Genomic DNA, 23,907 nt, shown 5'->3' on the forward strand with positions numbered 1-23,907 from the left:
TGCTGAAGCCGAAGTCACGATTCAAGGTTTCGAGAAGAGGAGCGCCGGGGGGCCGCGCAGGAGGCGTCGGCGAGAGCTTGGCGCTTGCGCTCAGAACCACACCGTCACTCCGAGTCGATCCGAAGGATCGAGCCCGGAATGACGCGCAGGACGGGGTCTCACGTTAGAGAAGCGCCAGACGGATTACTCGCGGCGCTCCGCCGTCATTTGGCGCGTTCCAGGAGCTTTCCAAAATCACGGTCGAGCGCGGCAAGCGCGCTATCGATCCTGCCGCGCCGCTCCTTGCTCCATTGCTCCTGCTGCGCCAGCTTCTGCTTGGCCAAGCCCAGCATGCGCGCCATCTCGGCAGGCTGCGGCCCGCCAGTGGTGGCACGGTTGCGGACAATGGCGACCGGATCGAGCGTGGCACGAAACTCCGCCTCGCTCAGCGGCAGCTCCGAACCCGTCACATTCATCTCCTTCAGCGTGACCTTGTAGATCCGCTGGGCTTCCGCATAGGGGAAGTCCGTGGGCCGGATATTGTTCGCCTTGGCGTAGTCGACAACTTCGGAGGCGAAGTGGTGGCCGACGCGGAAGGGCAGCTTGTATGTGCGCATCAGCACATCGGCGACCTCCTGGGAGGCCGTCCAGTCGCTGTTGAGCTCTTCCAGCGCCCGAGCGGGATCGATGACCAGCCCGTTCAGGATCCGGTCCCAGCCATCGAGCATCGCAATCGTGCCGGTGATCACCGCCGCATTGTCGCGCACGCTCTTCACGTCGCTCATGCCGGGCGGAATATTGTGGGCCTGGATGACGCGCCCGATGCCTGCGGTGATCACGCTCGAGGCCTGGCTGCGCGTGCTGTTGAGCAGGCCGGGATTGCGCTTCTGCGGCATGGCGCTGGAGACATAGGTGTTGCCGTCGCCTTCAGCCAAAAGGATCCAGGGACGCGGCTGCGCATACTGGGTCATGACGTCTTCGACGAAGGCGCCGGCATGCAAGGCGATGCTGGTGGCGAGCGCGCCGACCTCTACTGGCAACTCGGCCGCAGCGATCTGGGCCGCGTCATAGGCATTGTCGACCGTGTCGGCAAAGCCAAGATAGCTCGCCATGCGGTTCCGGTTCAGCGGCCAGCTGGTGCCGTTCAGCACGGTCGTGCCCATCGGCGAGCGGTCCAGCCGGGCGAAAGCCTCGCGCAGGCGCTGCGCATCACGATCGAGCCCCGCGACATGGCCCAGCAGGTAGTGCCCATAGCTGTTGGGCTGGGCGGCGACGCCATTGGTGTAGTTCGGCACGATGGTGTCGACATGCTTCTCGGCGAGCCGGACCATGGTGGCCATGACCTTGCGCAGCCGCTCGTCCAGTCGCAGCAATTCGTCGCGCATGATCGCCGCACGCACGGTGGCGAGCATGTCCTGGCTCGAGCGGCCGGCATGCAGCAGGGTCGCCTCGACGCCGGCGGCTTCGATCAGCAGCGGCTCGAAGGTGATGACGAGCGTCGGCCGTTTGGCGCCGGGCTTCTCCGCCGCCTTGAGCATGCTGTCGAGGCCTGCCGCGATCCGTGGCGCGAGCGCGGGGTCGAGCAGGCCCTCATCCGTGTTGATGACAGCGCTCGCCTTGTTGATCTCGCCCAGCCAGTAGAATTCGTCGTGCTTCGGCGCTGACTGCGCGTTGGCAGAAGCCGCACAGGCAAGCGCCAGCAGTCCCGCAAAAGCCGTTCTTGTTCCGAACATTGTTCGTCCTCCCTTGAGCCGTCGCAACCGGGGCGCGCAGCCAGGGCGCGGATCCGCGTGGAAGCTACAGCCTCCGGCGAATCCGCCAAAGAGCGTTCGCCCTGCACAAGTGAAAGGCCTAAGCGGCAGGCAGGCGCTGACGTGCGATCGCGGCATGGAAGCGCGCGCCGAAGATCAGGCCCTCATCGTTGAAGTCGTAGGTCGGGTTGTGCAGCGGGGACGACGCCTCGCCATTGCCGACGAAGGCGAAGCAACCCGGCACATGCTCCAGGAAGCGGGCGAAATCTTCCGAGCCGGTCATCGGCTCGCGGGCCGTCGTCACCGCCGCATTGCCGAAGACGTCACGCGCGGCAATGAAGGCGTCTTCGACCAGGGCCTCGTCGTTCAGCAGCGGGACGAATTCGCGGGTATAGCTCATCTCGGCGGTGACGTTGTAGGTCAGCGCGGTGCCCTGGGCGATGATGCCCATCTGCTCTTCGATCCTGGCGCTGATCTCTGGCCGGAAACTGCGCGCATCGCCCAGGATGCGGGCGAGGCCCGGCAGGGCGTTGCGGGTCCCGTCGGTCAGCAATTCCGTGACGGAGACGACGCCGATATCGGTCGGGCTCAGGCGGCGCGAGACGATGGTCTGGAGATTGGTGACGAGCGCGCAGGCGGCGACGAGCACCTCATTGCCCATCTGTGGGCGCGCCGCATGGCCGCCGACGCCCTTGAGCACGATCTCGAAATTATCCTCGGCCGACATGATCGGCCCCGCTTTGGTCTGGAACTGCCCGACGGCAAGGCCGGGCATGTTGTGCAACCCGAAAATCTCCTCGAAGGGGAAGCGTTCCAGCAGTCCGTCGGCGAGCATGGCGAGCGCGCCCCTGCCCCATTCCTCCGCCGGCTGGAAGACGAAGCGCACGGTGCCGTCGAAGCCGCCTTGCTCCGCCAGCATTTTCGCGGCGCCGAGCAGCATCGCAGTGTGCCCGTCATGTCCGCAGGCATGCATCACGCCCGGCGTCCGGGAGCGATGGGCATGGTCGCCCTGCTCGGTGATGCGCAGCGCATCCATATCGGCCCGCAGCGCGATCGCCCGGTTGCCCGTCCCGCATGTCAGCGTGCCGACGACGCCGGTCCCACCAATGCCTTCCGCGACCTCGCTCAGGCCGAACTCGCGCAGCTTGGCCGCGACGAAGGCGGCTGTGCGGTTCTCCTCAAAGCCGTGCTCGGGATGGGCATGGAGATCGCGCCGCCAGGCGGTCATCTCGGCAACCAGCGCATCATGATCGAGCGTCGTCATTGCGGTCCTCCATCCTGTGTTTCGCCGTCATAGGGCGTGGCGCGCATCGAGGGCCGCTGGCAGAAATCGTCATACCAGGCGGTGAGCCGCGGCGCGCGCTTGCGGAACCCTGGCAGGTCGCGGAATTCGAGCCAGGCCAGCGCCGTCGCCAGCGCGATCTGACCGATGGTGGCTTGGCCGCTGGTGACCTGCGCCCCGAGCTCCGCCTGCGCTTCCAGATGCTCATAGGCTTCGAGCAGCTTCATCGCCTGTCCATGCGCCAAAGGCGGATAGCGCAAGGCTTCCGGGCGCCGCACCGTCTCCCAGCGCAGCGCGATGCCTGCATCGCAAAGGCCCTGAGCCAATGCCTGCAAACGCAGCGCCTCATAGCGCGCCGGCCCCTCGCCCGGGATCAGCCTGCCCAGGCCGCCGAGCCGGTCGAGATAGTCGCAGATGACGACCGAATCGAAGAGCGCGCCGGCATCCGGCGTCAGCAGCACCGGCACTTTCCCAAGCGGATTGGCCGCAAAGACGGGATCGTTGCGGTTGGTCGGGCTGGTCTCGTGGTGGACGACATCGATGCGGTCGGCGAGGCCGAGTTCATGGGCGCTGACCAGCACCTTGCGGGCATAGGGGGAGTGGCTCTGGTAGAGAAGCGTCAGGCCGTCGGACATCACGCCACCCGGCCACCGACCTCGGCCGGTGTCAGCCCGACGAGTTCGGCATAGCGTTCGGGATCGGTCGCGCCCTCGGTGTTAATCACCAGCACGCGCGACGATGCGTCGAGACCAAGCGCCGACCGAATCGCCGGGTCCGCTGCTGCGCGCATCAGCCCGGCCAGACCGGCGCAGCCGCTCTCGCCGGCGACGATAGCGGGATCCCCCGCTTTGGGGCGGGCCAGGCGGTTCATTGCTGCTACCGCATCCGCATCCTCGACCGTCATGAAGGCGTCCGCGACCCGCGACAGCACGCGCCAGGCGATGGGGGACGGCTCGTAACACTCCAGCATCGCCATGACAGTGGGCTCGCCATGGGCCACCTTGACCGGTCGGCCAGCGCGGGCGGCCTCGACGATGCAGGCGGCGCGCGCGGGGTCGACCACGGTGAAGACCGGCCGCGCCTCGCCCAGCACGAGCGCCAGATGCGCGGCCACGGCCGCGGCGATTCCGCCCACGCCGGCCTGGACGAAGACATGCGTCGGTCTGGCGGGAAGCTGCTCCAGCGCCTCGCGCACGAGCGCGGTATAACCCTGCATCACAAGGCCGGGGATGCGCTCATAACCATCCCAGGAGGTGTCGGAGACGACAATCCAGCCTTTCTCCCCTGCTATGCGGGCGGCCTCGACGACGGAATCGTCATAGGTTCCGGCGACGCGCATGATCTGCGCACCGAAGCGGGCGATCGCCGCGATCCGCTCCTCGCTGACGCCGGCGTGAACGACGATCACCGCCTTTGCCCCGGCGAGCTGCGCACCCTGCGCGACCGAGCGGCCGTGATTGCCGTCCGTGGCGCAGGCGAAGGTCATCTCCGCGGCGACGGCGCGAACCTCGGGCTCGCGGAACGCATCCTCGCCCAGTTTCCGGCCAAGCCGCGCTTCGGCGGCCTCCAGCACCAGCCTGATCACGGCATAGCCCCCGCCCAGCGCCTTGAAGCTGCCGAGCCCGAGACGATGACCCTCATCCTTCACGTGCAAGGCTGCGATGCCCAATTCGGCTGCCAGCCCCGGCAAAGCATGGAGCGGCGTCACCGCATGGTCGATGCGCTCAGCGAGATGGCGCCCGATCGCGTCGGCTCCCGCGCCGCCGAGTGTCTCGGCATCGACGGGAACGAGTGCGCTACGGTAATCGGCATGCTGGTTGAGCAGGAACATCGCGACCTCGCTTGAATGCGGCCCCGAAGGAATATTGCAAGCAGCGCGAAAAAGGCGCTGCAATCTGGGGCGCTCAATGCAAGTTTGTTTCGTCGCAAATTTGCTTCGTGGGATCGCCGTGCCCGAGAATCCGCCCCATTCGCTCGACGCTTTCGACCGAGCCATTCTCGCGATCCTGCAACAGGACAACACCACCCCTCAGCGGGTCATCGGCGAGCGCGTGAATCTGTCGGCGCCGGCCGTGCAGCGCCGGATCCGGCGGATGGAGCAGTCCGGCGTCATCCAGGCCAATGTCGCGATCGTCGATCCCGCCGCACTCGGCCATCCCATCACGATCTTCGTCGAGGTCGAGCTCGTCAGCGAAACCGCCGGGGACATCGACGAAGCCAAGCGCAGCTTCCTGGCCGCGCCCGAGGTGCAGCAATGCTATTACGTGACGGGTGATGTCGACTTCATGCTCGTCGTGCTGGTGCCGAGCATGGCAGCCTATGAGGCGCTGACGCGCCGGCTCTTCTTCGACAACGCCAATATCCGCAAATTTCGCACCTTCGTCGCCATGGACCGCGTCAAGGCCGGCCTTACCGTCCCGGTAGCCTAGCGGCTGCCAGGGTTCAGAGCCGCCCCGCCTTGTGCCATTCGCGCCAATGCGCGGCCCGCTCCTTGAGCCGCGCGGTCCGGATATAGGGATCGTCCTCCTCCAGCCGCTCGAGCGCCTCGAAGGAGAACGCCTCGGCTCCGTGCTCGTCCCAGCATAGCTGCAAGGCTTTGTTCGGGTGGTTCCCGAAGCGCAGCATGAACCATATCCGGTTCTGGATCGTGCTCAGCTCGGCGCATGCGCCGATCCAAGCCTCTCCCGACACGGTGCAGCGGATCAGATAGATCCCGCTGATGATCTTGCGTTCCTTGTAAGCGGCAACGGCCGCCTTCCTGTCCTCTGCGCGCATGCCGCTCTCCTTCGCCAGTCAAAGACCCGCGTTCAATATAACCCGGGTGATATTGACATAAGATATTTTTACCCGGATATAAAGTGGGAAATCGCAGAGGCTCCGCCATGTCCGACCCATTCGCCCCATCATGCACCGCCTTCGAAGGGACCCGACGGCTGGCCTCCGGCTCCCTGAGCGAGGTCGCCCGCGCAGTGAAGGCGGCGGTTGATGGCGGCTCGCTCGAGCCCGTGCTCGTCTTCGATGACGCCTCGGGACAAGTGATCGATTTCGATCTCCGAGGCTCCGAGGCGGATGTGATCGCGCGCCTGCCCGCGCTCGCCGCACGACTGGCCCCACCGCAGGCGCAGCCACTGCAGACAGAAGGGGAGACGGCGGCCGGACCGCGCGGCAAGGGTCGCCCGAAACTGGGCGTGATCGCTCGCGAGGTGACCTTGCTGCCCCGGCATTGGGACTGGCTCGCCGCGCAGCAAGGCGGCGCTTCCGCCGCCTTGCGACGTTTGGTCGAGCAGGCCAGGCGTGCTGGCGGCGCGAGCCAGCAGCGACGGATGGCACGGGAAACGGCCTATCGCTTCATCTCGGCGATGGCCGGCAACCTCGCCGGCTTCGAGGAGGCGACGCGCGCATTGTTTGCCGACGACCGGCCCCGCATGGAAGCGCATATGGCGACCTGGCCGCAGGACATCCGCGACCACACGCTGCGCCTCGCCTGGGGCGCTCACGTCCCGTCGACCGAACTCTGAGGAAAGGCTCGTCGGGCCATGCCCTATGTGGAAGCGAACCGCGTCACGATCGCCTATGAAAGCTTCGGCCCTGTCGATGGCGAGGTGATCCTGCTGATAGCGGGCCTGGGCACGCAGATGCTGCGATGGAGCTCGGAGTTTTGCGACAGGCTCATGGCGCAGGGCTTTCGCGTGATACGGTTCGACAATCGCGATGCCGGCCTGTCGACGCATCTGCGCGACCATCCCGCCCCGGATTTCGCCGCCCTGTCGGCGGCTGCCGCCAGCGGACGGCCGTTCGCGGTTCCCTATACGCTCGAGGACATGGCGAGCGATACGCTCGGCCTGCTCGACGCGCTGGGAATAGAGCAGGCCCATCTGGTTGGCCGCTCGATGGGCGGGATGATCGCGCAGATCGTTGCGAGCGCCTATCCGCACCGCACCCTGTCACTCGCCGCGATCATGTCCGCTACCGGCAATCCGGAGCTTCCCAAGGCAGCGCCGGAGGTCATGGCGATGCTGATGCGACCAGCACCGGCTCCTTCAGAGGACCTCGAGGGATATCTCGGCCACAACCTCGCCTTCGCGCGTCGCATCGCCGGTCCGGGCTATCCCTTCGACGAGATGGCCCAGCGCGCACTCATCATGAGCGAACTGGCACGGTCATATGATCCAGCCGGCACAGGCCGCCAGATCGCCGCCATCGCCGCAACCGGCGATTTGCGCCCGCGCCTGAGCCAGATCACCGCGCCGACCCTGGCGGTGCATGGCGCGGACGATTCCCTGGTCCCAACGGCTGCCGGCGCGGACATCGCAGCCTCGATCTCCGGCGCCCGCCTCATGATCATCGACGGCATGGGCCACGACCTCCCCGCGCCGCTTTACAACAGGGTGGTTCGGGCGATCGCTGAAAACGCGCGCAGCGCGGGCCAGGCCTCGAACGCGCCGCCTCGACGAAGCCCTGCGATGGACCCCAGTGAAACTTGGGTCTAGGGTGCCTCCAGTCGGGGGACGAAGCGGCCTGGCATTTCAGATATCGTGAGGATTTTGCAAGGGAGCGCCTTTCGGCAAGCGGCCTCCTTCTTCGCGCCATAACATCGCCGCGCGTGCGTACCCCAGGCGAATCTCATGACCCAGCAGAGCCGCAGCGACACGCTCGAAGCCGCCCGAAAGGCTGCGAGCCTGCGCCCTTCGGAACCGGGCGCCTCGAAACCGTCGCTGGACGGCCTCGGCCTGGTCGTCGGCATCGGCGCATCGGCCGGCGGGCTCAATGCGTTCAAGGCCTTCCTGAAGAGCATGCCGGCGGAGAACGGCATGACGTTCGTGCTGGTCCAGCATCTGGCGCCCGACCATAAGAGCATGCTGACCGACCTTTTGGGACAAGCGACCGGCATGCGCGTGCTGGAAGCCGAAGACGGCGTGATCGCGACGGCGAACACAGTCTATGTCATTCCGCCGGACGCGACCCTGATCCTCCAGGATCGGCGCTTGCGGGTCTCCAAACCCGCACCGCCGCGCGCCTTGCGCCGGCCGATCGATACGTTCTTCACCTCGCTTGCCGAGGACCAGGGCGAAAATGCCGTCTGCATCGTGCTCTCGGGCACCGGCAATGACGGCGCGCTTGGCCTGTCGGCGGTCAAGGAAAATGGCGGCCTCACCCTGGCCCAGGCGGAGTTCGACCACATTGCGATGAGCGGCATGCCGCAAAGCGCCACGGCGACCGGCTTCGTCGACGAGGTGATGCCGGTCGAGCAGATGCCGGCGCGGCTGCTCGACCATCAGCGCCATTTGTCCGCGGTCGCATCGCGCAAGGACGATGATGGAACGCGGCGCGACACAGGCAGGTATCTGGTCACGATCAGTGCCCTGCTGCGCGCCCAGATCGGGCATGATTTCGTCCATTACAAGGAAAAGACCCTGGTTCGTCGCGTCCAGCGCCGCATGCAGGTGCTGCAGATCGATGAAGTCCCGGCCTATATCGCCCGCCTGCGTGACGACCCTGGCCAGATCGATCTGCTCTTCCGCGAACTCCTGATCGGGGTGACCCAGTTCTTCCGTGACCCCGAGGCTTTCAAGGCGCTGCAGGCTGCGTTGGCGCCGAAGTTTGCAGGCGACCAGCGCGGCGATGACACGATCCGGATCTGGGTGCCGGGCTGCGCCACGGGGGAGGAGGTCTATTCGCTCGCCATTCTCGTGAGGGAGATCATTGCGCAGCGACCGAGCGCGGTGAGAGTCCAGATCTTCGGCACCGATATCGACAATGCCGCGATCGCCTTCGCCCGCCAGGCCCGCTACCGCAAGATGACAGGCGTGACGCCCGAGCGGCTCGCGAAATGGTTTTCCCCCGATGGCGACGCGTATTGCCCGGTGAAGGTGATCCGCGAGATGTGCGTGTTCTCGACCCACAGCGTCACCAAGGACCCGCCCTTCTCCAAGCTCGATCTGATCTCCTGCCGCAATCTCCTGATCTATATGAACGCTGCCCTGCAGGATCGCGTACTGAAAACCTTTCATTACGCGCTCAAGCCGGATGGCATGCTGTTTCTCGGGCCCTCGGAAAGCATGACACGCCAGAGCCGGTTATTTGCCGACAGCGACAAGAAGCACCGCATCTTCCGGCGCGAGGATACGGTTGCCACCTTGCCGGACGTCACGCTCCGTGCGGCATCCTTCGCAACTCCTGATCTGCCGCCGGCCGGGCTTGCTGCCGGCCCGGGAGAAGACCGGATCGACAAGACCGCGCGCCGGATGCTCGAGAAATATTCTCCCGCCTATGTCGTCATCGACAAGCATCACGATATCCTGCGCTTTTCCGGCGGTGAGGCTGGGCACTATCTCGAACCTTCATCGGGGGTGGCGAGCCTCAACCTCTTCGGCATACTACGGAAGGCTTTGCGGCCGATCGTGCGCAGCACGCTGCAGCAGGCGCTCTCCAAGAAGGCCGCGGCGGTGCACGAGGCCGTGCCGGTCAGGATCGACGGGCAGATTCGGGCTGTCACCGTCATCGTCGAGCCGCTCTCCGAGGGGGGATTATGCGTCGTCGCCTTTCGCGATGACGGCATCCGCGTCGTCAGCCGCAGCAGGAAGGCGAGCATCGCGAGCGAAGCCGCCGCGACGGCCGCCATGGAGCACGAACTGCTGACGGTGAGGATGCAGCTGCAGGCGACGGTCGACGAGCTGGAAACGATCAACGAGGAAAGGCGGGCCGCGGCGGAAGAATATCAATCGGCCAATGAGGAGCTGCAATCGTCGAATGAGGAGCTGGAAACCTCGAAGGAGGAGATGCAGTCGATCAATGAGGAGCTGCAGACCGTCAATGCCGAGGTCGTCAGCAAGAACGAGGCGCTGACGCACCTTAACAGCGACCTGAAGAACCTGCTCGATAGCACCGAGATCGCCACCAGCTTCCTGGACAGCAATCTGCGCATCAAAAGCTTCACGCCGAAGATGACCGATATCTTCCATCTGCGCGACAGCGATCGCGGGCGCCCGATTACCGACATCACCTCCATGCTCGGCTATGACGAGATCGAGGATGATGCGCGCCAGGTCTTGCGCGAGCTCTCGGTCGTCGAACGCGAGGTGCAGATCAAGCATCACGGCATGAGCTTCCTGATGCGGATGCGGCCCTACCGCACCATGGACAACGTCGTCGACGGCGTCGTGATCACCTTCATGGACATCAATGAGCGCAAGAAGGCGGAAGAGACGCAGGACCTCCTGGTCCGTGAACTCAACCATCGGATCAAGAACCTGTTCGCAGTCACCAACGGCGTGGTTTCGCTGAGCGCGCGCTCGGCTGGCACGCCGCAGGAGATGGCCAGGGCGATCCGGGGCAGGCTCGAGGCCCTGGCGCGCGCGCATGAATTGATCATCCCGGCACTGGGCGGAGGCGGCGAAGCGATCAAACGGGGCACGACGCTCGATGCGCTGGTGACGGCTATCGCATCGCCCTATCGCGAACAGGAGGGCGATCGTGCGCGCGTCACGGTCGATGGCCCGAATGTGCCGCTTGGCGGGCAGGCGGTCACCAGCCTTGCGCTGGTTCTGCATGAGCTGGCGACGAACGCCACCAAATACGGTGCGTTATCGTCCTCCGATGGTCATATCGCCATCTCATGGTCTGTTGGGAAGGATGCTCTGTCGCTGATCTGGGAGGAGCGCGGCGGGCCGGTGGTCGCTGGTCCGCCGGTTGGGCAGGGGTTTGGAAGCCTGCTCGCACGCCGCAGCATCGAGGGCCAGCTCGGCGGCGTGCTCGCCTATGACTGGAAGGCGGAAGGGCTGATCGTGCGCCTGTCGACGCCAATGGAACGATTGCTTCAGTAAAATCGTTTAATCTACCAGTGCTCACGATTGGAGCAGGAGTCCTGCCTTGCTCCACGCCATGCCGCTGCCCCTACTGCCGGCAATCCTGATTGTCGATGACGAGCCGTTCATCGCCCTCGACCTTGCCTTGGCGGTCGAGGATGCCGGCTGTCTTGTTGTTGGACCAGCGGGAAGCGTGCGCGAAGCTCTTAGCCTGCTCGCATCGAGCCGCGTGACGGCCGCCATCCTCGATGTGAATTTGAGCGACGGCGATGTGACGCCGGTCGTCGATATCCTGGTCGCGCGCGGCATTCCGCTGATCTTCCAGACCGGCGTCGGACTGCCAGCCTCATTGAAGGCGCGCTATCCCGACCTTCTCGTCTACGCCAAGCCCGTCATGTCCGAGCGGCTCGTGGACATGCTGATCGGGCTGATCCCCCAGGTCTGATCCAGCCGCTTCAAAAGGCTGACGCGAAACCCCAACAGGCAGATGCAATCGCGGGCCGGGTCGCCGTTCGGATCTCGTTCGTAAAAGCGCCCGTCCACCCGGGTTCGCCCCCCAACGCGCCCTGTGAGGCGCGTAGCCGCTTGGGAAGGCATTTATGCATTCGATGTGAAGGGCTCGATCGCTGCATGGTGTGAAAGGCAAAATTTCTGAACTGATCCGACTGAAGCCAGTTTTTGTCCTAAAATTTTTCAGAATTTACCTGGTCGATCGGCGCTTTTGCAAAATAAACAAGCGGAACATTTCTGTAATCTGCGTGTTTTAAAGCCACCTGACCAATTCGCGGGATATCCTTTCCGACTGGTTCATGCGAAGGATTACTTCCATGCTGAAGACATTTGCCCTGATTTCCGCCATAGTCATCGCTCCGGCGGCGGCCTTTGCCCAGAATGCTCCGGCAGCCGGTGGCGCGGTTGGTGGCGCAGCGACCGGAGCGGTTGGCGGCGCGATCGTCGGCGGCCCGGTTGGTGCCGTCGTCGGCGGTGTTGGCGGAGCGGTGGTCGGCGCAATCATCGGTGATCAGACGCCGCGGTTCCAGAGCTATGTCGTGGAGCAGCGCCGCCCGTCCTACACCTATGCCGAGCCGGTCGTCGTCGGCGCGACGCTGCCGAATGAAGGCGTCACCTACTATGAGGTGCCGCGCGAATATGGCGAGACCAATTATCGCTACACGGTGCTCAATAACCGCACCGTACTGGTCGATCCCAGGACCCACCGCGTCGTGCAAGTCATCCAGTAATGCAGGTCATCCAGTAAGCCGGATCACCTGACCCTGGATCAGCCTGACCAGGAGTGATCGCGCTCACACGCAGCCGCTCCTCTATCCGGGTCATAGGCCTGCTCCAGAAATGGGGTGGGCCTTGGCCCGTTCGATGCGCGCTAGAGCAATTTGCGATCCAGTTGGATCGCTCAATCGCTCTAGATCGTTGTTTTAAAACGTTTTCTTCACGCGAACCGGTAGCCACTTCGCTCGAAAACGCTCTAGTCCGCGCAACGATGCCGCTCGTGACGGGCTTTGCCCCTCGACATCTGCGCCCGGCATCTGAGCGCCACTACAAGCCGTCGCCGACCATTGCCGCATCGCTCGACAACCCTGTCGCGCGATCGCCGGCGATGTGAAAGAGGAGACCGAGATGGCGCTCGAGCAGACCCGTGTGCAGATCGTGCCCAAGCCTTGGGGATCGACCGATCTCTTGCCGTGGAGCGAAGCCGGACATGACGGCGTCGCGATCGGCGAACTCTGGTTCCAACGGCGCGATCCCAAGGCGCCCGAGCCTGCCCTGCTGCTCAAATTGTTGTTCACGCAGGAGGCCTTGTCGATCCAGGTGCATCCGGATGATGCGCTAGCTCAGGCGATGGGGCAGGCACACGGCAAGACCGAGGCCTGGTACATCCTCTCCGCTACGCCGCAGGCCACGGTCGGCGTTGGGCTGACATCCGTCCTCACAAGCGCGCAGCTGCGCTGCGCCATCGCCAACGGCTCGATCACGGAGCACCTGCACTGGCGCAAAGCCGTCAAGGACGACGTCATCTTCGTGCCGGCGGGAACGATCCACGCAATCGGCGCGGGCCTCGTGCTCGCGGAGATACAGCAGCGCAGCGATACGACGTTTCGCCTATTCGACCATGGGCGTGCGCGCGAGCTCCATATCGAGCAGGGCGTCGCCGCCGCCCGTGCCGGGCCTGCCGAGAGCCAAGCCCCGCCTGAGCACCTGACCGACACCAGAACCCTGCTCGTCGCAAGCCCCTATTTCGTCCTCGAACGGCTCGATCTGGCCGCAGGCTCGGCCTGGGAGCTGGACGCCAGGCACGAGACCTGGCTGGTCGTCATCGCCGGCGATGCTCAACTCGGACCATCCCAGGCCGGCATCGGCGAGGGCTGCTTCGTCGAGGCCCAGACGATGCGCATCAAGGCAGGCCGCGATGGCCTGACCTGCCTCGTGGCCTATGAGGCCACCAAGCCGAGCCACGACCTTCTGCGCGCCCTGGACGAAAGCTTTGCGCTTGCGCCGGGCAACGCCGCTGTCCAGCCGCCCCTGCTCCTCCCCGCGCTCGCGGGTTCAACGATCCCCGTCACGGAGGCACGACCATGAGCCCGCTTCACCGCATCGCCTTCATCGGCAATTCGCTCCCGCGCCGCTGCGGGATCGCGACCTTCACCACCGATCTGCAGCAGGCGGTCGCGTCATCGGGCGCGGGTATGGACACCTCCATCGTAGCCATGAACGACCATGGTCATGGCTATGACTACCCGCCTTCCGTCCATTGCCAGGTGCGCGACGAGCGGCTGGAGGATTACGCACGCGCCGCCGATTTCCTGAATGACGGCCGGTTCGACGTCGTCTCGCTCCAGCACGAGTTCGGGATCTTCGGCGGTGAAGCCGGGAGCCACATCATGGCGCTGCTGTCGCGTCTGACGGTGCCGGTCGTCACCAGCCTGCATACCGTCCTGTCCACGCCAACGGCCGTGCAGCGCGACGTGATGGAGCGGGTCATCGACGCCTCGGCGCGGGTCGTTGTCATGGCCGAAAAGGCGCGCGACTTGCTGCGGACAGTCTACCGGCTCCCCGCCGACAAGATCGAGGTCATCCCACACGGCATTCCCGCTTTCGCCTTTCTCGAGCCCGACGAGGCCAAGGCCAGGCTCGGCTTCAGCGGCCGCTCCGTCATCCTGACCTTCGGCCTATTGTCGCCCAACAAAGGCATCGAGGTGATGATCGACGCGATGCCTTCGATCCTGCGCCGCCGCCCCGACACGGTTTATGTGGTTCTGGGCGCGACGCATCCCAATCTGGTTCGCGAGCAGGGCGAGGCTTATCGCGCCAGCCTGATGAACCGCGTGCGCGAGCTCGGTGTCGAGGATCACGTGGTCTTCCTCGATCAGTTCGTCGATCAGGCAACGCTGCTCGGCTTCATCTCGATGTGCGATGTCTATGTCACGCCCTATCTCAACGAAGCGCAGATGACGTCCGGGACGCTGGCCTACAGCTTCGGTCTGGGCAAAGCGGTGGTCTCGACACCGTACTGGCACGCGCAGGAACTGCTCGCCGACGGGCGCGGCATTCTGGTGCCGTTCGGCGATGCGGTTGCGATTGGCGACGAGATCGCAGGCCTTCTGACCGATGACAGTCGGCGGCAGGCGATGCGATTGCGCGCCTATGCAAGCAGCCGCTCGATGACATGGGAGCGAACCGCCAAGCGCTATCTCACGGCTTTCGAAACAGCGCGCCGGGGTCGCCTGCTGACTGTGGTCGCGGGTGCAGCCCAGGCAAAACCTTTGCCGCAGGTCGCCGCGCCTCCCGAGATGCGGACGGGCCATTTCCTGAGCATGTGCGACGATACCGGCCTGTTCCAGCACGCCGTCCATTCCGTGCCCGATCGCACGCATGGCTACTGCGTCGACGACAATGCCCGGGCGCTGCTCCTGGCCTGCGTGCTGAACAGCACCAGTGAGCCGCGCCTGTCGGAAGCACTGACGGCGCGTTTCGCCTCGTTCGTCCAGCATGCCTGGAACCCCGATACGCGGCGATTCCGCAATTTCATGAGCTTCGACCGGCGCTGGCTCGAGGATACCGGTTCGGAAGACAGCCACGGACGGACACTCTGGGCGCTTGGCGAATGCGCGCGCAGCGATATCAGCCCGTCGCGCCGGCAATGGGCCGCCGCCTTGTTCGCGGAAGCCTTGCCGGTGGTCGAGGAATTCACCTCGCCCCGCGCCTGGGGCTTCGCCTTGCTCGGCCTGGACGCCTATTGCGCGATTGCCGGCGCGCCGGCGACGGCGATCTGGCTGCGCCCGCTGCTGGCCGACCGGCTGCTCGGCCTGATGTCGGCGGCCGAGACGCCGGACTGGGTCTGGTTCGAGGACGGATTGTCCTATGACAATGCGCGCCTGCCCCAGGCCCTGATCGCGACTGGGGTTTCGATGAAGGTTACGGCCTATGTCGAGGCGGGCTTGCGCTCGCTGCGCTGGCTCACGGCCCTGCAGACCAGCCCGGCTGGCTTGTTCAGGCCGGTCGGCTCGGACAGCTTCGGCGACAAGCGCTGTGCGCCCAAAGCCTTCGATCAGCAGCCGCTGGAAGCGACCGCGACGATCTCTGCCTCACTTGCCGCCTGGCGCGCGGATGGCGACCCGCAATGGCGGGCCGAGGCCGCCCGCGCCTTCGCCTGGTTCCTGGGCCACAACGACCTCTCATCGCCCTTGGTCGATCTGGACACGGGTGCCTGTCGCGACGGCCTGCATCGCGACCGACCGAATGAGAACCGCGGCGGCGAATCCGTGGTATCCTACCTCATCAGCCTCGCCGAGATTCGCCAGCTAGCCCGCATCAGCGGGGACCGCCCGAAACTGGCGCCGCTTCGGGCCTTGCACGCCTGAGCCTCCGGCGAGCACGCACAAACAGACTGGGGTCGCCTTGTCCCAATCCACCTTCCTGAACCGGCAGGCCCTGTATTTGCGCCCCGACCCCGCCAGGGTCGTGGTGCGCCGGTTCGGCCCCCAGGCGGAGCCCAAGGATCTCAACCACACCGACAAGATCCGGGCGAACCATATCGTCGAACGGGTCCTGTCGCTCGATGCCGCAACGGCGGAGAGCCTGCTCGCGGAGGTGCTGGAGAATTTCAAGGGGCGGCATCGCAACCTGCTGGAACGGTTCGAGGCTCGCGCCGACGAGATGGAGGAGGCCTTCGCGGCGCATGGCGAGTTCACTCAGGTCCAGCGCCGGCTGGTCGGGTCCTATTTTCTGCATGAATATTCCTTCGAGGCGGCAGCGCTGTTCAACCCGAGCATCGTCTCGCATCCCGATCAATCCGGCGCTCCCCCGGGCGGGCGCCGCTTCGTCCTGAGCGTTCGCGCCGTTGGCGAGGGGCACATCTCGTCCCTGACCTTCCGCGCCGGCACGATCGCAGCCGATGGCAGCGTCAGCGTCGACCCGACATCGCGCCTGGCTTCTATCGCGACCTTGAGGAATCGGATGGCGCGCCTCGATGGCGAGGATGTCGAGGTCACCTTCTCCACCGACGGCGACATCAGCGAGCGGGTGATCTTCCCCGTGACCGCAGCCCAGTCGAACGGCATCGAGGATGCGCGCTTCGTCGCCTTCGAGGAGGACGGGGAGACTGTGTTCCGCGCGACCTACACCGCCTATAACGGCCGGGGCATCCGCTCCGAATTGATCGAGACCAGCGATTTCCTGTCGTTCCGGATGTCACCGCTGCGCGGCTCGGCGGCCGTCAACAAGGGCATGGCGCTGTTTCCGCGCAAGATCAATGGCCGCTACGCCATGATCGCGCGGCAGGACAGCGAGAACCTCTACCTGATCTATTCCGACGATCTCCTCACCTGGGAGAGCGGCGGCGTTGCGCTGCTGAAACCGCAATTCCCGTGGGAATTCATCCAGATCGGCACCTGCGGCTCACCGATCGAGCTCGACGAAGGCTGGCTGCTTTTGACCCATGGCGTTGGGCCGGTCCGGAAATATTCGATCGGCGCGGTTCTTCTCGACAAGGCGGACCCGTCGAAGGTGCTAGCGCGCTCGCGCGAGCCCTTCGTCCGGCCCGAACCCTCCGAGCGCGAAGGCTATGTTCCTAACGTCGTCTATACCTGCGGTGCGATACGCCATAACGACCAGATCATCCTGCCCTATGCCGTCTCCGACACCTTCTGCAATTTTGCGACGGTCAGGATCGCTGCGCTCCTGCAAGCCATGGAACGCCATGATGCGGGAATGGGCATATGACGGAGACGAACCACTTCCAGCAAGACAGTCCGGAAAATTGGCCTCTCCTGTCGAAAAGGGCATCGGATCGCATTGATTTCGATATGGTTTAGCTTGATCTCAGTAGCCAATTTTGAGGCTACTTCAAACTCTGGTAGCGTTGAAATTTGACTTACTGGACTTAATCACCTAGGTTGGCCTTGCCGATATTTGTCTGGTTGACTGTTTTTTCTCGCGCCTCGGCGCGTCTCTGACGAACTCCCTTTCGAAATCGTGCTGAACCCGTTGCGCATTCGCGTGATGGTCGACGAATATTATCAAAAGGAGAGTTCACTATGGCCACTGGCACAGTGAAATGGTTCAATTCCACCAAGGGCTTCGGCTTCATTCAGCCTGATGACGGCAGCCAGGACGTGTTCGTCCATATCTCTGCCGTCGAGCGCGCTGGAATGCGCGAGATCGTCGAAGGCCAGAAGCTCGGCTACGAGATGGTCAAGGACAATAAATCCGGCAAGATGTCCGCCGAACAGCTTCAGGCAGCCTAACCGCCATTCAACCTCGCCGGTGACCACGGATGTACTGGCATCGCACCGAGGATGAAGAACATGAAAAGGCCAGGCTCACGCCTGGCCTTTTTCATAGCGCTGGCCTCTGCCGCCGGCGCTAAAGCGCTTGTTCCTGCACTTTTATCACCCAAACCGGGCACCATTTCGCTCGAAATGCTCCAACCAGGAGAAAGCAGCTGGCTGAAAACTCGAAATCCCGCATCCAGGCGGAAGCCGCATTCCTCAAGATCCAAACCCGCGCCTTGCCGGGCACTCGGATCATATCCGAGGCCGACATCGTCGATCTGGCCCGCGACGCCAACACCGCGAGGCTGAAAGAACTGCGGCTGAACAAGGAGGCTCTCGACCGTGCCGCCGCGACTGTTGTTCCGCCAAAGCTGAAAATGCGCAAGAACTCGACTTCGGCGTGACATGGACGAGTGCGTTCTTCGAGACGCGCCTGGCGGCCTCGTTCACGCCTGTTGCCTCGCTTCTACTGATGGGATTCTGCCTTGGACATCGACGTTACACCAAAACTCGACGAAGCAGCCTGGTTGCTGACTGACCTGCTCGGCCGGCCCATGGGGCATGTCGCGGAGGAACCTGCCGGTGAATTCAGGATCCATCCCGCTGGTCAGGCGCTGCTGACGATGAAGGCGATGAAATGCGGCCCCTTCAGAACACTCGATGATGCCTTGGCCGAGATCGAACTCTTTACCCGGGGCACCTGCAGGCGAGTCTTGGGCGGCGATCCGCCGACAGAGGCAGACGCGGCCTCCTAGAGCAATTTCCGATCCAGTTGGATCGTTCAATTGCTCTAGCTCTTTGTTTTAACGCGTTTTCTTGACGCAAACCGGCATCCACTTCGCTCGAAAATGCTCTAAGCCGGGTGTCGCTTGGCTGGAGTGCCTGCAGGCAGATTGATGAGCTTGGCCTTTCGCGAGGCTTTTGCCTCCTCCGATACCGGCATGGTGGACAGCGTCTTGTCGATGTGACGGCTTGCGACGGCCCGCGCCTTCAACTGCTGGCGCTTGCGGGTGACATTGCCGGGCGCATCCGCCGGTTGCGACAGATCCATATCATGGGCGATGGCCGGGTTGTCCGGCTCCATTGCCTGATCAGCGAGAGCGGGGCGGATTATCTTGATAGCGATAGAATTGGTCATTAGGAGTCAATGATCAGCACGCCGTTTTGTTCCGGTTTTCGGTAGAATTTCTGACCTCACCGAATTGATGCGAGAGCACAAACAAGAACTGCTAAGGTTCCGGTCAGGTGATGACCGTTCGCGGGCGCGCCGGGACCAGCGCCCTGCCGGCGCCCCGATCAAGGTCTCCGCCTCGCGCGGTCCGGGTTTCAGAAAGCCTCAATCATGGTCATCGGCACGCCCAGAGCCCCGTTCGCATGACCGCCCCATGGTGGCGGGCGGGCGTGATCTACCAGATCTATCCGCGCTCCTTCCAGGATACGGATGGCGACGGCATAGGCGATCTCAAGGGCATCGCGCGGCGGCTCGACTATCTCGCCGGCCTCGGCATCGACGCGATCTGGATCTCGCCGATCTATCCCTCGCCAATGGCCGATTTCGGCTATGACGTCGCCGATTATTGCGGGGTCGATCCGCGTTTCGGCACGCTCGCCGATTTCGACGAGCTGCTGGACCAGGTCCATGCTCGCGGGCTCAAGCTCCTGCTCGACTTCGTGCCCAATCACAGCTCCGACCAGCACCCATGGTTCGTCGAGAGCCGCGCCTCGCGCCTCAATCCGAAACGGGACTGGTATCTCTGGCGCGATCCTGCTCCCGATGGCGGGCCGCCCAATAACTGGATCAGCGATTTCGGCGGCTCGGCCTGGGAGTGGGACGAGGCCACCGGGCAATATTACTACCATGCCTTCCTGAAGCAGCAGCCGGACCTCAACTGGCGCAATCCCGCCGTGCAGGCGGCGATGCATGAGGTGATGCGCTTCTGGTTCGACCGCGGTGTCGATGGTTTCCGCATCGACGTGCTCTGGCACATGATCAAGGCGGCGGATTTCCCCGACAATCCGCCCAATCCGGACTATCGCCCCGGCATGGGCGAGATGCACCGCGTGCTCCAGCTTCACTCGGCCGACCAGCCCGAGATCCATGCGATCGCCGCCGGCATGCGCGCCCTCGCCGACGGTTATGGCGCAAGAGGGCAAGATCACGTCGCATTCGGGCGGAACCGCCCGAATGCGAAAAACATGATCGATTCTAAAAGTTTAGAGCATTGCTCACGCAAAAAACCGGTACCCATTTTTTCGCGCAATGCTCTAGGCGAGCGCCTGCTCATAGGCGAGATTTACCTGCCGCTCGATCGTCTGATGGACTATTACGGCGGAGCGCAAGCCGGCGTGCAGCTGCCTTTCAACTTCCAGCTGATCGATGCGCCATGGCAGGCGCGCGCGCTTGCGACCCTGATCGCCAATTATGAGGCCGCTCTCCCACCGGGCGGCTGGCCGAACTGGGTGCTCGGCAATCATGATCGGCAGCGCATCGCCAGCAAGCGCGGCGAGGCCCAGGCCCGCATCGCTGCGATGCTGCTGCTGACGCTGCGCGGCACACCCACCCTCTATTATGGCGACGAGCTGGGCCTGAGCGATGTTCCAATTCCGCCCGCGCAGCTCCAGGACCCTCGCGAATTGCGCGAGCCCGGGCTCGGCCTGGGCCGCGAGCCGGTTCGGACGCCGATGCCATGGGACGCCGGCGCGCATGCCGGCTTCAGCACGGTCTCACCCTGGCTGCCGCTCAATGCCGACTGGCCGATGCGCAATGTCGCGGGGATGGCAGAAGAGCCCGCTTCGATCCTGACGCTCTATCGCCAGTTGCTGGCGCTCAGGCGGGCGCATCCGGCATTGGCGATCGGTGATTTCAGTTTGCTGGACTCCGAGGGCGATGTGCTCGCCTATGAGCGCCGCTACGAGGCGCAAGCGCTGATCGTGGCGCTCAATCTCGGGGGAAGCGAACAGCGCCTGACCCTGCCGCCTTGGGCCAGCGGGCACCGGCCGATCCTGTCGACGCGTGGCGAGGCGCCGCGCGTCGAAAGCCATGTGCTGCGGCTACGAGCGGATGAGGGTGTGATCCTCGCGGCCTGATCGCAGTTTTTAGAGCGTTTTCGGGAAGGACGACGATTTGCGTATCGCCATGCTGGCGCCGATCTCCTGGCGCACCCCGCCGCGCCATTACGGTCCATGGGAGTTGGTGACGAGCCTGTTGACCGAGGCGCTGGTGGCGCGTGGCCTCGATGTCACTCTATTTGCCACCAGGGATAGCTGGACGGCGGGTACTCTGGCTGGTGTCTGCCCGGCTCCTTATTCCGAAGACCCCAGCATCGACGCCAAGGTCTGGGAGATGCTCCATGTCGCCCATGTCTTCGAGCGCGCCGGCGAGTTCGATCTGATCCACAACCAGGCCGATTTCGTGCCCCTGGCCTTCTCGCGGCTGGTGGAAACTCCGATGGTGACGACGATCCACGGCTTCTCCTCGGAGCGCATCCTGCCGGCCTTCAAGGCCTATCAGGACCGCGTCCACTATGTCGCGATCAGCGCCGCCGACCGGCACCCGGATCTGCGCTATGCGGCGACGATCCATCACGGCATCCGGCTGGAGGACTTTCCGTTCGATCCGGTGGGTGGCGCAGACCTGCTCTTCTTTGGCCGCATCCACCCCGACAAGGGCGCAGCCGAGGCGATCGCCACCGCCCGCCGGTCAGGCAGGCGGCTCGTCATGGCGGGCATCGTCCAGGATCAGAGCTATCACGCCGAACATGTTGCGCCGGCGCTCGACGGCCACCGCATCGATTATCTCGGCCCGATCGGCGGAGACGTCCGCACCAAAACCCTGGGCTCGGCGCGGGCGCTGCTCCACCTGATCAATTTCGAGGAACCGTTCGGGTTGTCAGTCGTGGAGGCGCTCGCCTGCGGTACGCCGGTCATCGCCTCCAGGCGCGGCTCGATGCCGGAGCTGATCGAGCATGGCGTGACTGGCTTCCTGGTCGACAGCGTCGATGAAGCCGTCGAGGCGGTCGGCCGGATTGGCGAGATCGATCGCGCCGCCTGCCGGGCATCGGTCGCCGCGCGCTTCACGGTGGATCGCATGGCGGATCGATACTGGGAGCTCTATCGATCGCTCCTAGCCTGATGGCCCGGCCTTGCGAATGAGGCCTCTCCCCCGGAGTTCTTTTGAATTTCCGCTCGGCGAGTGAGACCGCCTCCGGGCGCTAACGCCCGGAGACTCCGCCGATTTCGGCGCAGCCTGCTGCAAATATGGGAGGTTGAGAATTAACTGGCGGACAGGGCGGGATTCGAACCCGCGATACGGTTTCCCGTATACACACTTTCCAGGCGTGCGCCTTCAACCACTCGGCCACCTGTCCGGCGCGCTGCTTATGACCGCCGAGCCGGCTTCTTTCAAGGGCCGATCGCAAGGCTTTTCACAGTTCGTGCGAATGAGGCACTCGCACCCGTTGCAAAGGCCTGTCGGAATGGGCACATCGGGCTGGGGCTGGCCCCGATCCCGGCATGCGGGCTCGGTTGCGCGCGAGGGTGCGATGGTGCGGTTTCTGCTTCGGCTGCTGGGCTATGTCCTGATCGCGGCCGGCTTTGTCTCTCTCGTTATCGACGGCGCACGCTCGATCGCCAATTCAGCGCTGCAATTCACCCCACTCAGCGCCACGCTCTCGACCCTGCTCGGCGAACGCTACCAATCGCTGCAGCCGGCGATCGAGCGCAATCTTCACCCGCTGCTCTGGGACCCCGTGCTGCTCAATCTGATGCGTTCGCCGACCGCACTGGCGGCGCTCCTGCTGGGCTTCCTGCTGCTCAGGCTCGGCGCGCGGCCGGAACCGACGATCGGCATCGTCACGCGACGGTGAAGCACCGCGCGCGGATTCATGCCCTGTCGAAACAGCCTCCGCATGCCTATCTTGGTGGCCGACAGCAAGAGAGGGAGCCTGAGATGTTCTTCCAGCGCAAAAAGACCGCCCTGCCCCAGGCCGATGAGGCGCTGCCCGGCCGGCCGCAGGCGATTGCGACCGCCGAGCGGCATTTTCTCAGCAAGCGCCCGCTGCAGGGCCCCTATCCCGAGGGGCTGGAGACCGCTGTTTTCGGCATCGGCTGCTTCTGGGGGGCGGAGCGCAAGTTCTGGCAGATCGAGGACGGCATCTGGGTCACCGCGGTCGGCTATACCGGTGGCCTGACCCCCAACCCGAGCTATGAGGAGGTCTGCTCGGGCATGACCGGGCATAACGAGGTCGTGCGCGTGGTCTATGATCCCGCCAAGCTGCCCTATGAGATGCTGCTCAAGACCTTCTGGGAGAATCACGACCCGACCCAGGGCATGCGCCAGGGCAACGATATCGGCACGCAATATCGCTCCGGCATCTATGTCACCACAGCCGCGCAGCGCGAGACCGCCGAACGCTCCAAGGCCGACTATCAGCAGGCGCTCAGCCAGCGTGGCTATGGCTCGATCACCACCGAGATCCTCGACGCGCCGGAGTTCTACTTCGCCGAGGACTACCACCAGCAATATCTCGCCAAGAACCCGGCAGGCTATTGCGGGCTGGGCGGCACCGGCGTCGCCTGCCAGATCGGCCTCAGTGTCGAAGCCTGACGAAAACGCTGTTCGGGCAGCCGCGTGACGCGACCGGAGCGAGGCCCCGCAGGCTTGCCTGCGGGGCCTCTTCACGTCATGGCAGGAGGCGGAGTGGATATCAGGGGGCCTAGGGTGGCACAGCATCAGACCGAAGCGGAAACCGCAGCCGATTTCACGCCATCAGGTCCTGAGCGCGCCCTGGAGACCTTCCTCTCGGCCAGCCGCTGGCTGCTGGCGCCGTTCTATGTGCTGCTCGTCGTCGCGCTTGGCGGCCTGCTGGTGAAGGCGCTGCAGGAGGCCTGGCACTTCATCAGCCATGTCTTCTCCGCGACCGAATCCGACGTGATCCTCGGCGTGCTCTCGCTGGTCGACCTGACCTTCACAGGCTCGCTGATCGTCATCGTGATCTTCTCCGGCTATGAGAACTTCGTCTCGAAGATCGATCCGAAGGCGCATCGCGACTGGCCGGAATGGATGTCGCAGATCGACTTCTCCGGCCTCAAGCTGAAGCTGATCTCCTCGATCGTCGCGATCTCGGCGATTCAGGTGCTGAAGGCCTTCATGAATGTGAAGGCTTCCTCCGACCGCGACCTGATGTGGCTCGTCGCGATCCATGTCGTCTTCGTGGTGTCGGGGCTGGTGATGGCCTGGACCGACAGGATCTCCGGCGAGGGGCATGGCGGCTCAGGCGGGCACTAGAGCCGGATGCGACAGG

Annotated in this window: 23 protein-coding genes and 1 tRNA gene; 16 read left to right on the forward strand and 8 right to left on the reverse strand. The window is 64.4% G+C overall.

From position 1 onward, the window contains the following. Nucleotides 1-203: 203 nt before the first annotated feature. The 4 genes from BMZ97_RS14880 to BMZ97_RS14895 all read right to left on the reverse strand — a co-directional run bounded on the left by BMZ97_RS14880 (nt 204) and on the right by BMZ97_RS14895 (nt 4,843). Nucleotides 204-1,712, reverse strand: a complete 1,509-nt coding sequence (locus BMZ97_RS14880) for a lyase family protein (protein WP_092170715.1) — start codon at nt 1,710-1,712, stop codon at nt 204-206. A 118-nt stretch (nt 1,713-1,830) separates the two neighbouring features. Beyond that, nucleotides 1,831-2,994 carry a M20 aminoacylase family protein gene (locus BMZ97_RS14885; protein ID WP_092170718.1) on the reverse strand — a complete coding sequence of 388 codons (1,164 nt, stop codon included), beginning with the start codon at nt 2,992-2,994 and terminating at the stop codon, nt 1,831-1,833. Further along, complete coding sequence (locus BMZ97_RS14890) at nt 2,991-3,635, reverse strand: glutathione S-transferase family protein (RefSeq protein WP_092171469.1); 645 nt, start codon at nt 3,633-3,635, stop codon at nt 2,991-2,993. The genes BMZ97_RS14885 and BMZ97_RS14890 overlap by 4 nt, the downstream gene beginning before the upstream one ends. A gap of 11 nt (nt 3,636-3,646) precedes the next feature. Then, complete coding sequence (locus BMZ97_RS14895; protein WP_092170721.1) at nt 3,647-4,843, reverse strand: diaminopropionate ammonia-lyase; 1,197 nt, start codon at nt 4,841-4,843, stop codon at nt 3,647-3,649. A gap of 118 nt (nt 4,844-4,961) precedes the next feature. On the opposite strand from BMZ97_RS14895, the gene BMZ97_RS14900 reads away from it, so the two are divergent. Continuing rightward, entirely contained in the window at nt 4,962-5,441 is a 480-nt protein-coding gene (locus tag BMZ97_RS14900; RefSeq protein WP_244546411.1) for an Lrp/AsnC family transcriptional regulator, read from the forward strand. Between the two features lie 13 nt (nt 5,442-5,454). Here BMZ97_RS14900 and BMZ97_RS14905 read toward each other — a convergent pair whose 3' ends face one another. Continuing rightward, complete coding sequence (locus BMZ97_RS14905; RefSeq protein ID WP_092170726.1) at nt 5,455-5,787, reverse strand: GIY-YIG nuclease family protein; 333 nt, start codon at nt 5,785-5,787, stop codon at nt 5,455-5,457. Nucleotides 5,788-5,894: 107 nt separating this feature from the next. Here BMZ97_RS14905 and BMZ97_RS14910 point away from each other — a divergent pair, with 107 nt between their 5' ends. The 9 genes from BMZ97_RS14910 to BMZ97_RS14950 all read left to right on the forward strand — a co-directional run bounded on the left by BMZ97_RS14910 (nt 5,895) and on the right by BMZ97_RS14950 (nt 17,578). Next, nucleotides 5,895-6,530, forward strand: coding sequence for a DUF2239 family protein (locus tag BMZ97_RS14910; RefSeq protein ID WP_092170729.1), 636 nt, complete (start codon nt 5,895-5,897; stop codon nt 6,528-6,530). A gap of 18 nt (nt 6,531-6,548) precedes the next feature. Continuing rightward, nucleotides 6,549-7,502, forward strand: a complete 954-nt coding sequence (locus BMZ97_RS14915) for an alpha/beta fold hydrolase (protein ID WP_092170731.1) — start codon at nt 6,549-6,551, stop codon at nt 7,500-7,502. 135 nt (nt 7,503-7,637) lie between these two features. After that, complete coding sequence (locus BMZ97_RS14920) at nt 7,638-10,835, forward strand: chemotaxis protein CheB (RefSeq protein WP_092170734.1); 3,198 nt, start codon at nt 7,638-7,640, stop codon at nt 10,833-10,835. Nucleotides 10,836-10,893: 58 nt separating this feature from the next. Continuing rightward, nucleotides 10,894-11,262: a response regulator gene (locus tag BMZ97_RS14925; protein WP_092170737.1), complete on the forward strand. Its 369-nt coding sequence runs from the start codon at nt 10,894-10,896 to the stop codon at nt 11,260-11,262. A gap of 382 nt (nt 11,263-11,644) precedes the next feature. Next, nucleotides 11,645-12,058, forward strand: coding sequence for a DUF1236 domain-containing protein (locus BMZ97_RS14930; protein WP_092170740.1), 414 nt, complete (start codon nt 11,645-11,647; stop codon nt 12,056-12,058). 394 nt (nt 12,059-12,452) lie between these two features. Continuing rightward, on the forward strand, nt 12,453-13,412 hold the full coding sequence (locus BMZ97_RS14935; RefSeq protein ID WP_092170743.1) for a class I mannose-6-phosphate isomerase: 960 nt from the start codon (nt 12,453-12,455) through the stop codon (nt 13,410-13,412). After that, entirely contained in the window at nt 13,409-15,694 is a 2,286-nt protein-coding gene (locus BMZ97_RS14940; protein ID WP_092170745.1) for a glycosyltransferase family 4 protein, read from the forward strand. Before BMZ97_RS14935 ends, BMZ97_RS14940 begins: the two co-directional genes overlap by 4 nt. 37 nt (nt 15,695-15,731) lie before the next feature. Beyond that, complete coding sequence (locus BMZ97_RS14945) at nt 15,732-17,054, forward strand: glycoside hydrolase family 130 protein (RefSeq protein WP_092170748.1); 1,323 nt, start codon at nt 15,732-15,734, stop codon at nt 17,052-17,054. Between the two features lie 314 nt (nt 17,055-17,368). Beyond that, the gene (locus BMZ97_RS14950; RefSeq protein ID WP_069689777.1) at nt 17,369-17,578 is read left to right on the forward strand and encodes a cold-shock protein; all 210 of its coding nucleotides are present in this window, start codon (nt 17,369-17,371) and stop codon (nt 17,576-17,578) included. Here BMZ97_RS14950 and BMZ97_RS31255 read toward each other — a convergent pair. Further along, nucleotides 17,575-18,012, reverse strand: a complete 438-nt coding sequence (locus BMZ97_RS31255) for a hypothetical protein (protein WP_175525566.1) — start codon at nt 18,010-18,012, stop codon at nt 17,575-17,577. The genes BMZ97_RS14950 and BMZ97_RS31255 overlap by 4 nt on opposite strands. Nucleotides 18,013-18,090: 78 nt before the next feature. On the opposite strand from BMZ97_RS31255, the gene BMZ97_RS14960 reads away from it, so the two are divergent. Beyond that, on the forward strand, nt 18,091-18,360 hold the full coding sequence (locus tag BMZ97_RS14960) for a hypothetical protein (protein WP_139221225.1): 270 nt from the start codon (nt 18,091-18,093) through the stop codon (nt 18,358-18,360). A gap of 98 nt (nt 18,361-18,458) precedes the next feature. Here BMZ97_RS14960 and BMZ97_RS14965 read toward each other — a convergent pair whose 3' ends face one another. Then, nucleotides 18,459-18,743: a hypothetical protein gene (locus BMZ97_RS14965; protein ID WP_139221226.1), complete on the reverse strand. Its 285-nt coding sequence runs from the start codon at nt 18,741-18,743 to the stop codon at nt 18,459-18,461. Between the two features lie 236 nt (nt 18,744-18,979). On the opposite strand from BMZ97_RS14965, the gene BMZ97_RS31570 reads away from it, so the two are divergent. Further along, a complete protein-coding gene (locus BMZ97_RS31570) occupies nt 18,980-20,692 on the forward strand; it encodes an alpha-amylase family glycosyl hydrolase (protein ID WP_244546412.1) in 1,713 nt (570 codons plus the stop codon). A gap of 37 nt (nt 20,693-20,729) precedes the next feature. Beyond that, on the forward strand, nt 20,730-21,737 hold the full coding sequence (locus tag BMZ97_RS14975; RefSeq protein WP_092170759.1) for a glycosyltransferase family 4 protein: 1,008 nt from the start codon (nt 20,730-20,732) through the stop codon (nt 21,735-21,737). A 145-nt stretch (nt 21,738-21,882) separates the two neighbouring features. Here the strand turns inward: BMZ97_RS14975 and BMZ97_RS14980 are convergent. Further along, nucleotides 21,883-21,972 (reverse strand) — tRNA-Ser (locus tag BMZ97_RS14980). Nucleotides 21,973-22,146: 174 nt separating this feature from the next. Between BMZ97_RS14980 and BMZ97_RS14985 the strand changes: the two genes are divergently transcribed. From BMZ97_RS14985 to BMZ97_RS14995, 3 genes are all read left to right on the forward strand, one after another. Next, nucleotides 22,147-22,470, forward strand: a complete 324-nt coding sequence (locus BMZ97_RS14985) for a hypothetical protein (RefSeq protein ID WP_092171474.1) — start codon at nt 22,147-22,149, stop codon at nt 22,468-22,470. 83 nt (nt 22,471-22,553) lie between these two features. After that, nucleotides 22,554-23,210 carry a peptide-methionine (S)-S-oxide reductase MsrA gene (gene msrA, locus BMZ97_RS14990; RefSeq protein WP_092170762.1) on the forward strand — a complete coding sequence of 219 codons (657 nt, stop codon included), beginning with the start codon at nt 22,554-22,556 and terminating at the stop codon, nt 23,208-23,210. A gap of 180 nt (nt 23,211-23,390) precedes the next feature. Further along, nucleotides 23,391-23,891, forward strand: coding sequence for a TIGR00645 family protein (locus BMZ97_RS14995; protein WP_244546444.1), 501 nt, complete (start codon nt 23,391-23,393; stop codon nt 23,889-23,891). The last annotated feature ends 16 nt before the right edge of the window (nt 23,892-23,907 follow it).

The sequence above is a fragment of the Allobosea sp. OK403 genome, assembly GCF_900113835.1.
GTDB lineage: Bacteria > Pseudomonadota > Alphaproteobacteria > Rhizobiales > Beijerinckiaceae > Allobosea.

Bases quoted from the DNA above. Each gene is read 5' to 3' on its own strand.
- BMZ97_RS14880 (WP_092170715.1), bottom strand. From the start codon at position 1,712: ATGTTCGGAACAAGAACGGCTTTTGCGGGACTGCTGGCGCTTGCCTGT.
- BMZ97_RS14885 (WP_092170718.1), bottom strand. From the start codon at position 2,994: ATGACGACGCTCGATCATGATGCGCTGGTTGCCGAGATGACCGCCTGG.
- BMZ97_RS14895 (WP_092170721.1), bottom strand. From the start codon at position 4,843: ATGTTCCTGCTCAACCAGCATGCCGATTACCGTAGCGCACTCGTTCCC.
- BMZ97_RS14905 (WP_092170726.1), bottom strand. From the start codon at position 5,787: ATGCGCGCAGAGGACAGGAAGGCGGCCGTTGCCGCTTACAAGGAACGC.
- BMZ97_RS14910 (WP_092170729.1), top strand. From the start codon at position 5,895: ATGTCCGACCCATTCGCCCCATCATGCACCGCCTTCGAAGGGACCCGA.
- BMZ97_RS14915 (WP_092170731.1), top strand. From the start codon at position 6,549: ATGCCCTATGTGGAAGCGAACCGCGTCACGATCGCCTATGAAAGCTTC.
- BMZ97_RS14920 (WP_092170734.1), top strand. From the start codon at position 7,638: ATGACCCAGCAGAGCCGCAGCGACACGCTCGAAGCCGCCCGAAAGGCT.
- BMZ97_RS14925 (WP_092170737.1), top strand. From the start codon at position 10,894: ATGCCGCTGCCCCTACTGCCGGCAATCCTGATTGTCGATGACGAGCCG.
- BMZ97_RS14930 (WP_092170740.1), top strand. From the start codon at position 11,645: ATGCTGAAGACATTTGCCCTGATTTCCGCCATAGTCATCGCTCCGGCG.
- BMZ97_RS14935 (WP_092170743.1), top strand. From the start codon at position 12,453: ATGGCGCTCGAGCAGACCCGTGTGCAGATCGTGCCCAAGCCTTGGGGA.
- BMZ97_RS14940 (WP_092170745.1), top strand. From the start codon at position 13,409: ATGAGCCCGCTTCACCGCATCGCCTTCATCGGCAATTCGCTCCCGCGC.
- BMZ97_RS14950 (WP_069689777.1), top strand. From the start codon at position 17,369: ATGGCCACTGGCACAGTGAAATGGTTCAATTCCACCAAGGGCTTCGGC.
- BMZ97_RS31255 (WP_175525566.1), bottom strand. From the start codon at position 18,012: ATGTCACGCCGAAGTCGAGTTCTTGCGCATTTTCAGCTTTGGCGGAAC.
- BMZ97_RS14965 (WP_139221226.1), bottom strand. From the start codon at position 18,743: ATGACCAATTCTATCGCTATCAAGATAATCCGCCCCGCTCTCGCTGAT.
- BMZ97_RS31570 (WP_244546412.1), top strand. From the start codon at position 18,980: ATGACCGCCCCATGGTGGCGGGCGGGCGTGATCTACCAGATCTATCCG.
- BMZ97_RS14985 (WP_092171474.1), top strand. From the start codon at position 22,147: ATGGTGCGGTTTCTGCTTCGGCTGCTGGGCTATGTCCTGATCGCGGCC.
- msrA (WP_092170762.1), top strand. From the start codon at position 22,554: ATGTTCTTCCAGCGCAAAAAGACCGCCCTGCCCCAGGCCGATGAGGCG.